9 protein-coding genes are annotated in these 13,715 nt (G+C 59.1%); 8 read left to right on the top strand and 1 reads right to left on the bottom strand.

Annotation, left to right across the window (positions count from 1 at the left end; all coding sequences use genetic code 11):
• Positions 1-392: 392 nt before the first annotated feature.
• Genes LOY55_RS24105 through LOY55_RS24095 form a run of 3 tightly spaced genes read left to right on the top strand, consistent with a single transcriptional unit; the run spans position 393 to position 3,206 of the window.
• Positions 393-1,499 carry a GGDEF domain-containing protein gene (locus tag LOY55_RS24105; RefSeq protein ID WP_046033289.1) on the top strand — a complete coding sequence of 369 codons (1,107 nt, stop codon included), beginning with the start codon at positions 393-395 and terminating at the stop codon, positions 1,497-1,499.
• On the top strand, positions 1,492-2,427 hold the full coding sequence (locus LOY55_RS24100; RefSeq protein ID WP_046033259.1) for an iron-sulfur-binding ferredoxin reductase: 936 nt from the start codon (positions 1,492-1,494) through the stop codon (positions 2,425-2,427). The genes LOY55_RS24105 and LOY55_RS24100 overlap by 8 nt, the downstream gene beginning before the upstream one ends.
• Positions 2,428-2,456: 29 nt before the next feature.
• The gene (locus tag LOY55_RS24095) at positions 2,457-3,206 is read left to right on the top strand and encodes an enoyl-CoA hydratase-related protein (RefSeq protein WP_109785053.1); all 750 of its coding nucleotides are present in this window, start codon (positions 2,457-2,459) and stop codon (positions 3,204-3,206) included.
• A 207-nt stretch (positions 3,207-3,413) separates the two neighbouring features.
• On the opposite strand, the gene pyk is transcribed toward LOY55_RS24095, so the two are convergent.
• Entirely contained in the window at positions 3,414-4,865 is a 1,452-nt protein-coding gene (gene pyk, locus LOY55_RS24090; RefSeq protein ID WP_027922904.1) for a pyruvate kinase, read from the bottom strand.
• Positions 4,866-5,054: 189 nt separating this feature from the next.
• Here pyk and LOY55_RS24085 point away from each other — a divergent pair, with 189 nt between their 5' ends.
• The 5 genes from LOY55_RS24085 to LOY55_RS24065 all read left to right on the top strand — a co-directional run bounded on the left by LOY55_RS24085 (position 5,055) and on the right by LOY55_RS24065 (position 13,673).
• Positions 5,055-5,426 (top strand): tol-pal system YbgF family protein, encoded by a 372-nt coding sequence (locus LOY55_RS24085; protein ID WP_046033261.1) that lies wholly within the window; start codon positions 5,055-5,057, stop codon positions 5,424-5,426.
• 240 nt (positions 5,427-5,666) lie between these two features.
• Entirely contained in the window at positions 5,667-6,026 is a 360-nt protein-coding gene (locus LOY55_RS24080; protein ID WP_046033262.1) for a PilZ domain-containing protein, read from the top strand.
• 254 nt (positions 6,027-6,280) lie between these two features.
• Entirely contained in the window at positions 6,281-6,745 is a 465-nt protein-coding gene (locus LOY55_RS24075; protein WP_258666989.1) for a hypothetical protein, read from the top strand.
• Positions 6,746-7,998: 1,253 nt separating this feature from the next.
• Positions 7,999-9,867 carry a hypothetical protein gene (locus LOY55_RS24070; protein ID WP_258666987.1) on the top strand — a complete coding sequence of 623 codons (1,869 nt, stop codon included), beginning with the start codon at positions 7,999-8,001 and terminating at the stop codon, positions 9,865-9,867.
• A gap of 149 nt (positions 9,868-10,016) precedes the next feature.
• Positions 10,017-13,673 carry a Tc toxin subunit A gene (locus LOY55_RS24065; RefSeq protein WP_258666986.1) on the top strand — a complete coding sequence of 1,219 codons (3,657 nt, stop codon included), beginning with the start codon at positions 10,017-10,019 and terminating at the stop codon, positions 13,671-13,673.
• Positions 13,674-13,715: the final 42 nt, after the last annotated feature.

The following is a 13,715-nucleotide window of genomic DNA, read 5'->3' as shown; positions in this document are numbered from 1 at the left end:
GCCGGGGCTGCTGGCGCGACGCTAAAAAGGCGCGGCAGTATACCGCGCCTCGGTTCCGGGCACACCCGCCGACAGTCAATCGTTGGTCGCATAACTTCACGACCCTTGTAGCCGCTGGCGAAGCCTGCGTCCGGCGGCGAAGCCGTCGTAAAACCTGAATCGGTGATTTGCCTGACACACCGGGGTGCATGGATTCACGACGGCTTCGCCGCCGGACGCAGGCTTCGCCAGCTGTTACAGGGTATGGGGATGGGTGAATGAGGGACATGCTTTTGACGCCAGTTTTTTGCCCCGAAAATAGTATGGTTATTTGTCTGGCTCGCCACTAAAGTGGCACTCGGCCTGTAGAGTAGGACACTCGATCAGCATTCCTTCGCATGGTGAGTCAACGATTGACCCATAACGCAATTCAACGGCTTTTACTCAAACGCTTTGCCCTAGCAGCCTGCACTTATGCCTTGGCCTTGATGCTGCTGTGGCTGGCGTTTTTCACCGGGCACTACGACGAACCCATGGCCAGCGTGGCCGTCGGCACGGCGCTGGTGGTCATCAGCCAGGCGGCGTTGTTCGCGGTGTTCTACAGCGGCTGCAACCTGCGCTTTTCCGACCCCAGCCTGACCGAAGCGCAAGTGTTGATGGGGCTGGGATGGCAAACCTGGCTGATCGCCAATCTGGATGAGGCACGCGGCGCGTTTCTGGTGTTCTACGTGCTGATCCTGCTGTTCGGACTGTTCCACCTGTCGCGTCGGGCGCTCGTGCGGTGTGCGCTGCTGGTGTTTTTCAGTTTCTGCGCGATCACGCTGTGGGAGGGCTACCACTTTCAGCTGCCCGACCCGGCGCTGGCCGGGTTGCAAGTGTGCGTATTGCTGATTGTGCTGATCTGGCTGGTGCTCTACGCCCATTACGTTCAGGCGTCGCGCCAACGCATGCGTCAGCGGCGCTTCGCCCTGCAAGCGCATCAGGACACCCTGCGCGGGATGATGCGCCAGCTCGAAGACCTGGTGGCCACCGACGAACTCACCGGGCTGTTCAACCGCCGCCATTTCCTGCGCCTGGCCTCCCGCGAACTGAAGGTGATGGACGCCGGTGTGATGCATGGCCTGGCGCTGATCGACCTCGATCACTTCAAACGTATCAACGATGTGCACGGCCATGCGGCGGGCGACCAGGTCCTGCAAGCCTTCGCTGGCGTGGCGACGGCGTGCCTGCGCGACGGCGATGTGTTGGCGCGTTATGGCGGTGAGGAATTCGTGGTGCTGGTGCCCGATTGCGATGCCGAACGCCTGACCGCCTGCTGTGAGCGGCTGCGCATCGCCTTCACCGATGTCGAACTGATCGGCCTCAACGTGAACAGCCTGAGCCTTTCGGCGGGCATGACCCTGCTGGCCGTTGGCGACGATCTCGACGACGCCTTGCAGCGAGCCGATCAGGCGCTTTACCGCGCCAAGCGTGACGGTCGCAATCGCTGCGCGGCGGCCTGGGAGAACGTCGATGCCTGAGTTGCGGGTCGGCGAGCGGCATTTTTCGGTGGCAGCGGGCAGCAACCTGCTCGATGCCCTGAATCAAAATGGCGTAGCGGTGCCCTACAGTTGCCGCGCCGGCAGTTGCCATGCGTGCCTGGTGCAATGTGTACAAGGCCTGCCGAGCGACAACCGCCCGGATGCCCTGAGCGCAGATCAGCGTCAGCAAGGCTGGCGTCTGGCGTGCCAGTGCCAGGTGGTCGAGGATTTGCAGGTGCATGCCTTCGACCCGCAAGTGGACGGTCGCCCGGCCGAGGTCGCCGCCATCGATTGGCTGAGCGCCAGCGTGTTGCGCCTGCGCCTGACACCGCAACGGCCGCTGCGCTACAACGCCGGGCAACATCTGGTGCTGTGGGCGGGCAACGTGGCGCGTCCTTATTCACTGGCGAGCCTGCCGCAAGACGACCGCTTTCTGGAGTTTCACCTCGATTGCCGTCAGCCGGGGCAATTCAGCGACGCGGCCCGTCAGTTGAGCATCGGTGACACCCTGCGCCTCGGCGAACTGCGCGGCGGGGCGTTGCATTACGACCCTGACTGGCACACCCGACCGCTGTGGCTGCTGGCCGCCGGCACCGGTCTTGGCCCGTTGTTCGGGGTCTTGCGCGAAGCGTTGCGTCAGGATCATCACGGCGCCATTCGCCTCATTCACCTGGCCCATGACGCCGACGAGCATTACCTGGCCAAACCGCTGCAAGCCATGGCTGACGGTCGCGATAACCTGACGGTCGAGTTCTGGACCCCGGCCGAGTTGCCGCAGGCATTGGCGCAACTGCGGCTTGTCTCCCGACAAACCCTGGCCTTAGTCTGCGGAGCCCCCGACAGTGTCGACGCCTTTTCCCGGCGCCTTTACCTCGCGGGATTGCCGCGCAATCAACTGCTGGCCGATGTGTTCCTGCCGCGTGGTTGAGCGCTGATTGATCAGACGCGAGTCCCACCATGACCGATACCATCCAGATTGAACGCGAACGCGGTGTGCTGACACTGCGCCTGAATCGCCCCGAAAAGAAAAACGCCCTGACCCGCGCCATGTATAGCCACTTGGCCGAAGCGCTGAAGCAGGCTGATACCGATCCCGAAATCAACGCCGTGCTGATCACCGGCAGCGCCGAGTGCTTCACCGCCGGCAACGACATCGCCGACTTCATCCAGCAACCACCGGGCAACCTCGACAGCCCGGTGTTTCATTTCATGCTCAACCTGCTCGAATGCCGTAAACCGGTGATCGCCGCCGTGGCCGGCGCGGCGGTGGGGATTGGTACGACGATGTTGCTGCATTGCGATCTGGTTTATGTCAGCACGGACGCGCGGTTGCGCATGCCGTTCGTTAATCTCGGCTTATGCCCGGAGTTCGGCTCCAGCCTGATCCTGCCGCGTTTGCTCGGGCATGCCAAAGCGGCGCAGTTGTTGTTGCTGGGAGAAGGTTTCAGCGGTGAGCAGGCGGCGGGGTGGGGCATTGCCACCGAGGCGTTGGGCAGTGGCGAAGAAACATTGGCCAAGGCGCGGGAAATGGCGCTGCGGTTCGAATCGCTGCCACCGGAAGCGGTGCGCATCAGCAAGCAATTGATGAAAGCGCCGGACCGGGAGTTGATTCGCAAGGTGATCGAGGAGGAGGGCGCGTTGTTTACCCAACGGTTGCGCTCACCGGAAGCGTTGGCGGCGTTGACCGGGTTTATCAAACGGCACTAACTCTGCGGTGACTGGAGTGGCCTCATCGCGAGCAAGCTCGGCTCCCACAGGTTTTGAGTCGAACTCCAGTCTGTGACCACCACCCACCACTGTGGGAGCCGAGCTTGCTCGCGATGAGGCCAGCCAGAACACCACAGCTGTTGGACCAGAAAGCAAAAAGCCCCGCCATTCACATGGCGGGGCTTTTGTTTTTCAGCGGTCCGGTACTCAGACCATCGGGTCGCCAACGTGCAGGATTTTCATGCCATTGGTGCCGCCGATGGTGTGGTAGCTGTCGCCCTTGGTCAGGATGACCCAGTCGCCTTTCTCCACAACGCCGCGCTTGAGCAACTCGTCGATCGCGGCCTGGCTGACTTGCTCAGGCGGCAGCGATGCCGGGTCGAACGGTACGGTGTAGACGCCACGGAACATGGCCGCGCGGGCCTGGGTTTCGCGGTGCGGAGAGAACGCGTAGATCGGCACCGAAGAACGGATGCGCGACATGATCAACGGCGTGTAGCCACTTTCGGTCAGGGCGATGATCGCCTTCACGCCCGGGAAGTGGTTGGCGGTGTACATGGCCGCCAACGCGATGCTCTGGTCGCAGCTTTCGAAGACCTTGCCGATACGGTGGCTGGAGGTCTTGCTGGTCGGGTGCTTTTCAGCGCCGACGCAGATGCGCGCCATCGCCTGCACTGCTTCCAGCGGATACAGACCGGCAGCACTTTCAGCCGAGAGCATCACGGCGTCGGTGTAGTCGAGCACGGCGTTGGCCACGTCGGACACTTCGGCGCGAGTCGGCATCGGGTTCTGGATCATCGACTCCATCATCTGGGTCGCCACGATCACAGCCTTGTTGTGGCGGCGTGCGTGCAGAATGATTTTCTTCTGAATGCCCACCAACTCGGCGTCGCCGATTTCCACACCCAGGTCACCACGGGCAACCATCACGGCGTCGGACGCCTGGATCAGCGCGTCGAGGGTTTCGTCGTCGGCCACGGCTTCGGCGCGTTCGATCTTCGCCACCAGCCAGGCAGTACCGCCGGCCTCGTCACGCAGTTGACGGGCGTATTCCATGTCGGCAGCGTCACGCGGGAAGGACACGGCGAGGTAATCGACTTCCATCTCGGCGGCGAGCTTGATGTCGGCCTTGTCTTTCTCGGTCAGGGCCGGAGCCGTCAGGCCACCACCGCGACGGTTGATGCCTTTATGGTCGGACAGCGGGCCGCCGATCAGCACGGTGCAGTTCAGTTCGGTGGCGGTGGCGGTATCGACGCGCATTACCACGCGGCCGTCGTCGAGCAGCAGCTCGTCGCCCACGCCGCAGTCTTTGACCAGGTCCGGGTAGTCGATGCCGACCACTTGCTGGTTGCCTTCGGTCAGAGGATGGCTGGTGGAGAAGGTGAACTGATCACCGATCTTCAGCTCGATCTTCTTGTTGGCGAATTTGGCGATACGGATTTTCGGGCCTTGCAGATCACCCAGCAGGGCCACGAAGCGGCCGTGCTTGGCGGCGAGGTCACGCACCAGCTTCGCACGAGCCTTGTGCTCGTCGGGGGTGCCGTGGGAGAAGTTCAGGCGGGCGACGTCCAGGCCAGCCAGAATCAGCTGTTCGAGAACTTCCGGCGAGTTACTGGCCGGGCCAAGGGTAGCGACGATTTTGGTACGACGGACGGACATGCAAAGACTCCTGAGTTCAAGCGCTGAGTGAGGCTACTATGCTCTAGGGGTGTAGTCATTGTTCGTTTGCACTACTTTTTATAAAGATCTTGTTCGTCGCTTTTATCTCCAGGCGAATGCTTTTGGTGCAGGCAGCCTGAAGTTTTTACTCAACGGGTCGATACAGGGCTCAAGACAGGAGAACCCCCCATGCGATTTGCGCTCATTGCCGTCCTTGCCCTCAGTGTGACGGGCTGCGCCCGTTGGTCCATGAACCATCATTTGAATCTCGCCTACAGCGCCTATGACCGTGGCAATTGCGAGCAGGTGATGCTCGAGTTGTCGAAAGTCGAGCGCTCCAGTCGCGTGCGGCCTTATGTGTGGCCGGAAGTCTCGATGATGCGTGGCCAGTGCCTGGAACGGCAGATGCTGTTCGTCGATGCGGCGCAGACTTACGAGTTCATCATCGCGACCTACCCGCAAAGCGAATACGCCTACCGCGCCCGCGCCCGTCTGGAAACCCTGCAGAGCACGGGCCATTACCCGATCCGCAGCGCAGCGGCCCCGCGCCCGACTTACTGATTGCAGTTGTCTGCAACGGCTGGCTCACCGGTGGCGGTGAGCTATAGTCCAATAGATCGGTTTCAGAGCCCTTGCCTCTGAACCGAGGTCATGCCTGTGACCGGCAGCAGTGAGCGTCAGCATTGTGTGGACTGTCGCACCGGAAGCGGGGAGAGCGCGCCTACCTCTAAACAAGTCACGCAGGCCCGTTCCGAAGCAGTAGTGCGGCTCTGCTTAAGGGCCTTGCTGGGCGAATTGCGCATGTTTACCAACCGCCGTATCGAGCGGCATCAACTGCCGTATTTCCTGAAAGTGTTCAACAGTGTCACTGACAAACCCATCGGGTTTCTGGGCAATGTCTCTGCCGACGGGCTGATGTTGATCAGCCAGTTGCCAATGATGATTGGCGCCGATTTCGATTTACGCCTGAAAATCCCCGGTTGCAACGGTTGCCTGCAAGTCATCGATTTTCGGGCGTGTTGCCTGTGGTGCCACGAAGACGCGACCCCTCACCACTATGACGCCGGTTTCAGCCTGCAACGGGCACCGCCGGAATATGGGCAACTGGTAAGTGCGTTACAGCAATACTTCAGTTTTCAGCCGTTGCCGGCGTCTGCCTGAAGGTTACCGCAGCTTCGCTATTCCTTCCGCGAGCAAGCTGAATCTGTGTTGTACACAGGGAGCGAGCTTGCTCGCGCGGGCGCCACAATAACTATCTGACATCTAAAAGAACCAAAATTGAAGCGTATTTACCGTTCGTCTGAACTGTCAGATTTTACAGGTGGGCAGACCGTGGTGCTTACGTTTAACTACATGGGGTCGGGTGGTGCAGTTTGAGTACTACTCATGTGTTAACTAATTTTAAGGTGATTATTGTGAGTAATGAAAAAGACGATAACTGGAAAGGTCCTGATTGCAATAATTGTGCTGTGGAAATTAAGCCTGCAAAGTTACTACCGAAAGATAAATGGATTGATTCGGAAGAGACCTATACAACGACTGTGGTAGCGGAGGCTGACTTCAGGAAAGCGAAACTTACGGTTATATACTGGTGGACGAAATCAGGGAAAGAATTCAACGTGGAAACAGTGCAATACCAAGTGACGGCGAATGGTCAAACCAACGGAGATCTGTTTTTAGCTATTGCCGGACTTGATAAGTTCAAGCATTTGACTGGTAAAGCAAACCAGGATGGCGAATGGCACGATATTACCGAGCGCAAAACGTATGAAAGCTCAAGTCCCAAAGAAGATGTTATCCAAGTTAAATATATCTATGATCGCGATAACTCTGGCGATCCCACTCTGTGGGGGGATGTATCTGTGAAGTATGTGCTTTGATGCTGTATTAGATCAGGGCACAACGGCCGAGGCCGTCGCGGGCCTCACAAACAAATACTTGATAGGTTCAGGAGCTGCTGGTCATCATGGATAACTTAGAGAATTCAGTGGTTGCCGGTCCCGTTATTGAAGTTCCAAGCGCGAATGCGTATGTGTCGAATTTCGATATTGCTACCTCTGGCACATCAAGTACTTCGGGGACCATTGTTGCACGTCTGTATACAAGCACAGGTCAGAATCCGGTAAAAGAAAAAGTGGCGACTCAGCAAGGTAGTCTATGGTCGGCCGTGCTGTCTGGATCACTTACGCCAGGTGATTACAGATTTGAAGTTGCCCAGGGTTCGGCTGGTACAACGATTGTTCATTTTAAACTTCATGTCCCTCCTGTCGTTATTGCCTCGCCACCCTCCGGTACATTGCCGAGCAAGCAGTTTGCCGTCACAGGAAGCGGTGGTGTATTGGGTGGAGGAACGGTAACCCTGCATAACGCAAGTGGAAACACGCTTCTGAGTACTGCAACTATTAGGGCCGGAGGTGCTTGGGACGCAACCGTCACACTTCCTAGTGAGACTCAGCCTTTAACGTTTTACGCAAAGCAAAAAATAGGGAATGATTTTTCCGCCAACTCCAACTCGGTCACTGTCAGTTTGGTAACTCCGGTGGCCCCAGTCATCGACTCCCCACGGCAGGGTGAGGTAGTACTGGCCGGCAACCAGATTTCGTTAAAGGGGCGGGGCATTCCCGGTAAAGATGTTGACATCATGTCCCCCGGTGGAGGTTATTTGCATGGGCAAGCGAAGGTTCAATCCAATGGTTCATGGGAGACTACATTCAACCAAGCGAACTACCCCAATGGCGGCACGGTTGAGATGCAGGTGCGGCATCGGGATCTAAATGACTGGTCTGTGATGCGATCATTCCTTTTAGTCGGCGGGCCCAGAATCTCGATTCCGACAGACGGCGCATTTATCGAACCACGGGGGGCGATATCTGGCGATAACGCTTATCCGGGCGCTATTGTCGAGGTACTCAAAGACCTCGCACATTCCTTCAAGATCGGACAGGGCACTGCCGGGACAGACGGTCAGTGGAGGATTACGGCTTTCGACAACGGGATTCCGGTGGGTGCGTTTTCGATGGTCGCGCGACAGATCATTGGCGACGCCCCTTCTGTTGTAAGCCCGGCTCGAGCAGTCAAAGTCCGTCCTCCAGCGTTGGCCGCTATCGCTTCTACATTGCCAAACGAGACCTCAGTGAAGTTCTCAGGTACCGGCCACATCGGCGCCACGGTCGAGATCTCTATCGTCAGCGGCCCCAATGGAACGGCCCCACCCGCTGTTGTGGTCACCGCTGACAAATGGGAAACCACCGCGACGAACTGGCCGTTCGGCACCTACAGCCTGAGGGCGATTCAGAAGGTGCCTGACAATGCCGGTGGCTGGATCGAGTCACTGCCCTACACATTCACTTTCAGCCGGGTGCTTCCCGATCTAAGTGATGTGACCTACACGGCGGTTTACCAGCCGACCTTCTCCGGCAAAGGCTACAACGGCGCGACGGTGAAACTTTACGACCCGGGCGGTAGTTCGATGGTAGCGCCCGATGCCCTTGTGACCGACGGTCGGTGGTCGAGCCGGGCGTCTCAGGTATGGGGGCCGACGGGCCGTCGGGAAGTGCATATCCGGCAAACCTTGAACGGGCAGACGTCAGCTTGGGTCACTCTAGTAGTCACGATCGCACCTCTGGCACCGGATGTTAACGATCCCGTGGAGGATGGGCTTTCGCCGCGCTTTAGCGGCAAATGTTGGCCGGGAGCAGTGGTCAGCCTCACTTTCAGCGGCAGCTCCACCGTGCACACTGCCACCGTTGTCGGCGACAATTGGACCTTTCAGCGGGGCACGCCCTTTACCACCGGGGTGACCCACACCGTCACGGTCACTCAGACCGCTGCGCAGCAAACGTCACCGTCAGTAGCGAAAACCTTCACGGTCAAGCTACCCATGGTTAAACCGCAGATCACCGCCCCGCAAGAAAATGCCGAGGTTGGCCGTGACCTCACCGTTCAAGGGCTGGCGGGTATGAAGGGCGCCTCGATGCAACTGCGTGATGCTCAGTTCGGTAGAAATCTGGGCGCTCCCAAAGTACTGGCCGCCGACGGCGAGTGGTCGATCGACCTCACCGCGCTGGAGTTTCGTGAGTACGCCGTTGATGCGCAACAGACACTCAATCAGCAGGAGTCCGTGCACAGTGACGTGCGCGTTTTCAACGTGGTACTGACGCCGCCGATCATTACCGTGCCGATTGAAAACGGTGACCTGCCGCGTACGTCGACGATTGAAGGCTGGGCCATGCCGGGCGCTCAAGTGTCGGTTTGGCTGGACGGCGTTGCCGAGCCGTTGCTCACCAATATTCCGGTCCAGGCCGATGGTCGCTGGAAAGCCGACGTGACATTGCCGGTCGGGAAAAAGGCCATTCGGGCCAGGCAAACCCAGGGCAACCAGACTTCCCGAGACAGCCGGCCATTGCCCTACAACGTCGTCCCTGCGGCACCGTACATTGAAAGCCCTGCCAGCGACGAGCACATCGGTCGAAGGGGGGTAATCTCTGGTTTCGGCGTGCCGGGGGATACCGTGACGGTGAGCCTGAATGGCGCCGCGACCACGGTACTGGGACGAAACCCGGTGCTGGAGGACCGCACCTGGTCGGTGACGATGGAATTCGACCAACCGGGTGGCCTCTGCGCTCTGACTGCCGTGGCATCGTGCGATGGTTTCGATTCCGTCGACTCCCCGAAGCGGCAGGTCAGGTTGGGAACTTACCTGCCTTCCATCGAACTACCGGCGGCAGGCCAGTGGGTCAGCCACCCGGTCGGGTTCAAGGGCAAGGGCAGGCCAGGCGTGGGGCAAGTCGCAAGCTGGTTCAATCCGGATCAGGTGTGGGCACCGAACCTTCCCGTCGGTAGCGGAGGCTGGCAGGGCGGGGCGGGCCAGTCGCTGCCTGTTGGCGGTCAATGGTGCCGGTTCAAGCAAACCATCACCGACGGTACGGATGGCGCGACGGTATCTGATTGGGCGGACAGCCAGCGTTTCCAAATCGAGCTGGCGCCCCCCACCGAACCCTGAGCTCTTTTGCCCGACGAGTGGTCATTTAAACTGTTATTTATGACAGTAGACGGTGATTGGCTTCAGGCGCCAAATCTCTTCGTACGAACCGGCGGCCCGGCAAATTCGCCAGGCTGTTCAGGGCAGTTATCGACCCAAGGAAACTGACCATGGCTAACGCTCGCCCCGCTTCACAACTCCTGAACCAGGTATTTAGTGAGGTACAACGCACCCAATATGTCACGCTCAAGGCCTACATCGACGGCGGCGGTTCGGTGGTTGCACTGGTGGAAAATGGTGTTAAAGGGCTGGTCAGTGACTTCGGGTTGAGCCCCGATGACGCCCATGCGTTTTTGCGGCGGGCCAACAGCCTGGCCATTTATGTGCGGCGCCAGTTTATCGAGCACAGCCTGCGCAAACATGAAACCGACGGCGAAGCGGTGCCAGGCAGCGGTTTGTTGTCGATGGTCGTTGGTCCCAGTTTTGAGAGTCTGTTCTCCCCCGATTTCGACAATTTTTGCCCGCCACAGGCGCTGGAGTCGATTGCTTCGCCAGTGGCCTATCTGATCGAGTTGTTGAGGTGGATCGAGAAACGTATCGAGTCCGCATCAATCGACACGAATAAACTGCCACTGCATGACCGACGCAAGGATCTGAAACTGCTGGCCATCGACTTCAAGGCAGTTTATCAATCGGTGTCTTCGGTGGACATCATCGTCTCGGTGCTGGAAGCGTTCATCAAGGAACATGGCGCGACTCCCGAAGTTGAACCGGCCGTGGATGTTGAACAGGCCATGATCGTGGCGCGCTACCCCAACGGGCTGCCTTACTACCAGCATTGGGTCACGCTGGATGCGGTGGCCCGACACCATGGCCTGTCGGTTGGCAACTTTGCACACATCGTGGATATGTCCTTCCCTTATTTTTTGCAGGATCAAGCGTGGGACAACGATGCGGGGCGTGCGCTGGCCCATGCATCGCGACTGGGGCCTTACCAGCGCACATTGCTGACGGAAAACTTCGTTGGCATTGGCGGTCTGGCCCCCTTTTATTTGTTGAACTTTGGTGCCGACAAGGAGGAATGGCGGGACCTTAATGAGGTGCGAATTTTCGGTGAGCGAACCAAGCTCGACACGCCGGGGCTTGAGGCTTTGCTGTCGGTGCGCGGTTTCGCGCCAGTGCGCTCGGCTAACGTGACGTACCCAGAACCCGCCCCGACGGGACCGGAAAGCGAGCAATGCGGTTCGGTTTACCTCAACGCCAACGTACACCCTGGGGTCAGCATCACGGAACCTGGAACCAGCTCTTCGTCCCGGCACAAATTGTCAGCGGACCCCGCCGTCGTTGCAGGCCTCGTCCGATACGACCGGATGAATCGAAAGTTGCGCCTGGATCAGTGGCTGGACCTGCCCAGTGATCAGGTGGATGCGCTGTTGGCAGCGGCTATCAAGGCTGAAGTCCGCGGTAGCGCGCCAGCCGCCGCGTGGAAGATCACTGACAACGTGGTGCATGCCCTCGGCTTGTTTCAATTGTTACGCGAGCGTTATGGCTGTACGGCGCCAGACTTTGCCGCATTTATCGATGAGCTGTCGACTTATGGGCGGGGGGAAGCGCTTTCTCAGTTTGATCAGGTCTTCAATGGCCAGGGAGATTATCGCCAACCCTTGAGGCTTGACGGGGAAACCTTCCCTGTATTGCCCGCAGAGGGGGATTCTGAGTTGACTGTCACCCAGTTATGCAGCGCGCTGGCAATCGATCTGAAGACCTACCGCTACCTGGCCCTGGCGATTGCCGGGGCGCATGGCGTTACCAACAACACTTTGGCGCGCAACGCGGCGGTCATCTCCAGTTTTTACCGCATGGTGAAGCTGCCACGCCTGTTGGGCATCACGCCGGTCGAAGGCGTCCTGATGCTGACTTTACTGGGGGGGGAATCCTGGCTCAATGGCTTGGCGGGCAAGCCCCGGATCAATCAAAACAGGATCAATACACCCGATGTGCTGAACCTCATCTACGCCATGCATTCCTGTGTGCAGTGGTGTGCGGATCGCAAGATTGATGTGCTGTGGATGTTGCAGCAAGTGTCTGCACCACAGGCCTTGGCGGCCGCTTCTGAGGCTGAGCTCCAGTTGTTCGAGCAGCTTCGCAACCTGTTGCCCGGTGCCGTGTTTACCAACACGGCGTTGTTGATGGCCGGTGTACCGCCGCTGGCCGGCGCCAGTTGGCTGGACCTGCTGACGCAACTGGTCGACACCGATGGGCTGGTCCTTGCTTACCCCGGTTCGGAGGCGCAATACCGGGACTTTGCCCGAAGAAAACTCGATGACGCCGTGAAAGATGGCCTCGGCGAAAACAGTGAAACACTGCGCGCCGTTATCGTCGAGAAAATGCTCGTCGTGCTGTTGCAGGCGCAAGAGGCTCAGGCCTCGGCGGTCAAGGAGTGCCTGGCGGTTTACTCGGGTGTCAACGCCGAACAGGCGATACACGTGCTGGCTTGGGCAAACGCGACGGTCTCGCAATTGTTGCGTCAGGTGCTCGAGCGCAGTGTGCCTGATGCCGCGGCACCTGTGAGGGGGCGCAATGAACAGCTGGACCCACTGCTGGCGCTATTGGCTGATGTGCGGCGGCGCAGTGCCGTGGTGGCGAAGCTGGACCTCAGTGCCACGCTGCTCCAGGACTACCTGAATTACGGCCACAAAGCCTGGTTGGGCCAGGCCGACAAACACGCGTTTACGGTGCGCACGCTTTACTACCTGACATCGCTCACCCGGGCTTTCGAGATGAGCGAGCAACCGGCGCAAAAACTGCTCGATTACCTGCGCGAGGTCAACGCCCTGCCTTCACCGCTGACCGGGGATGCATTGCAACTGGCCCAGCAGGCCGCTTCGATCCGGCTGGCCGCTTTCTTCGACTGGAGCGTGCAGGAAGTGCGCGAGTGCGCCAGCCGTATTGATCCGACACTCAAGATTGTGAAAGACCTTCCCCAGCTGGATCTGCTGATGCGCATTCGGGTGACGGCGGCGCACACCGGCATGGACGCCTTGACCATTTTCCTGATGGGCACGTTACCGGAGGCCGTCGACAAGCCTGCCTACGAGGAGGCAGCCGAACATGCGTTGCCGAGTCTCGCGCAATCCCCCGCGCCGCTGATCAGCTTCACTGAAGATCTGAAGTCAATCGTCACCATGACCTGTGCCGTGGACAAGACCGAGGTCGTGGCCAACAAGCCGGGGGAGAAGATCACCTTTTCGGTGACACTCAACGATGCTGCCGGCAAGGCGTTGACGGGGGTCATTGTTTACTGGAGCGCCACCCTTGGCAGCATTACTGCCCAAGCAACCTGGGTCGATGGTGTCGCCAAAGCCGAGTTCATTCCCGGCAGGGTCATGGGTACGGACACGCCGTTGTTCTGGCTGGATCTGTTCGAGCCTGAGTACGCCCCCACCATCAACGTCGTGTTCGATGCGACTACCTTGCAATTTCCGACACCCCTCAAGTCGCGAATTCCATTGGGGCCCGTTGCAAGTGGTCAGGAAATCGAGCTCTACGCCACGCTGATGGATCGCCATCAAAACCTCGCGAAAAACAGCCTCGTACGCTGGATAGACACGACGCCAGCGGTGGATCCGGTGGATCCACCGGATGGGGCCCAGGCTGAGTTGGTCATCCGCCCAGTGCAGGGCTACACCAACCAGGAAGGTATGACGCGAGTGTTTGTCTCCAGCCCTACCGGCGGAACGTTCGAGATCACTGTCATGGCTGAAGCGGGGGAGTCGCAATCTCATTTCGAACCCATCACTTTCGAAGGCAACGAGGCCGCCCAATGAACGGCATGGCTTGCTGGTTATGCGTTCCCGGTTCACACCCTC

The sequence above is a fragment of the Pseudomonas sp. B21-040 genome (genome assembly GCF_024748695.1).
Lineage (GTDB): Bacteria > Pseudomonadota > Gammaproteobacteria > Pseudomonadales > Pseudomonadaceae > Aquipseudomonas.
Note: the sequence above shows the minus strand (reverse complement) of the source record. Positions and strands in the feature narration are given on the sequence as shown.

Excerpts from the sequence above, each read along its gene's own strand:
- LOY55_RS24065 (WP_258666986.1), top strand. The coding sequence starts at position 10,017 with ATGGCTAACGCTCGCCCCGCTTCACAACTCCTGAACCAGGTATTTAGT.
- LOY55_RS24085 (WP_046033261.1), top strand. The coding sequence starts at position 5,055 with ATGCGATTTGCGCTCATTGCCGTCCTTGCCCTCAGTGTGACGGGCTGC.
- LOY55_RS24080 (WP_046033262.1), top strand. The coding sequence starts at position 5,667 with ATGTTTACCAACCGCCGTATCGAGCGGCATCAACTGCCGTATTTCCTG.
- LOY55_RS24095 (WP_109785053.1), top strand. The coding sequence starts at position 2,457 with ATGACCGATACCATCCAGATTGAACGCGAACGCGGTGTGCTGACACTG.
- LOY55_RS24100 (WP_046033259.1), top strand. The coding sequence starts at position 1,492 with ATGCCTGAGTTGCGGGTCGGCGAGCGGCATTTTTCGGTGGCAGCGGGC.
- pyk (WP_027922904.1), bottom strand. The coding sequence starts at position 4,865 with ATGTCCGTCCGTCGTACCAAAATCGTCGCTACCCTTGGCCCGGCCAGT.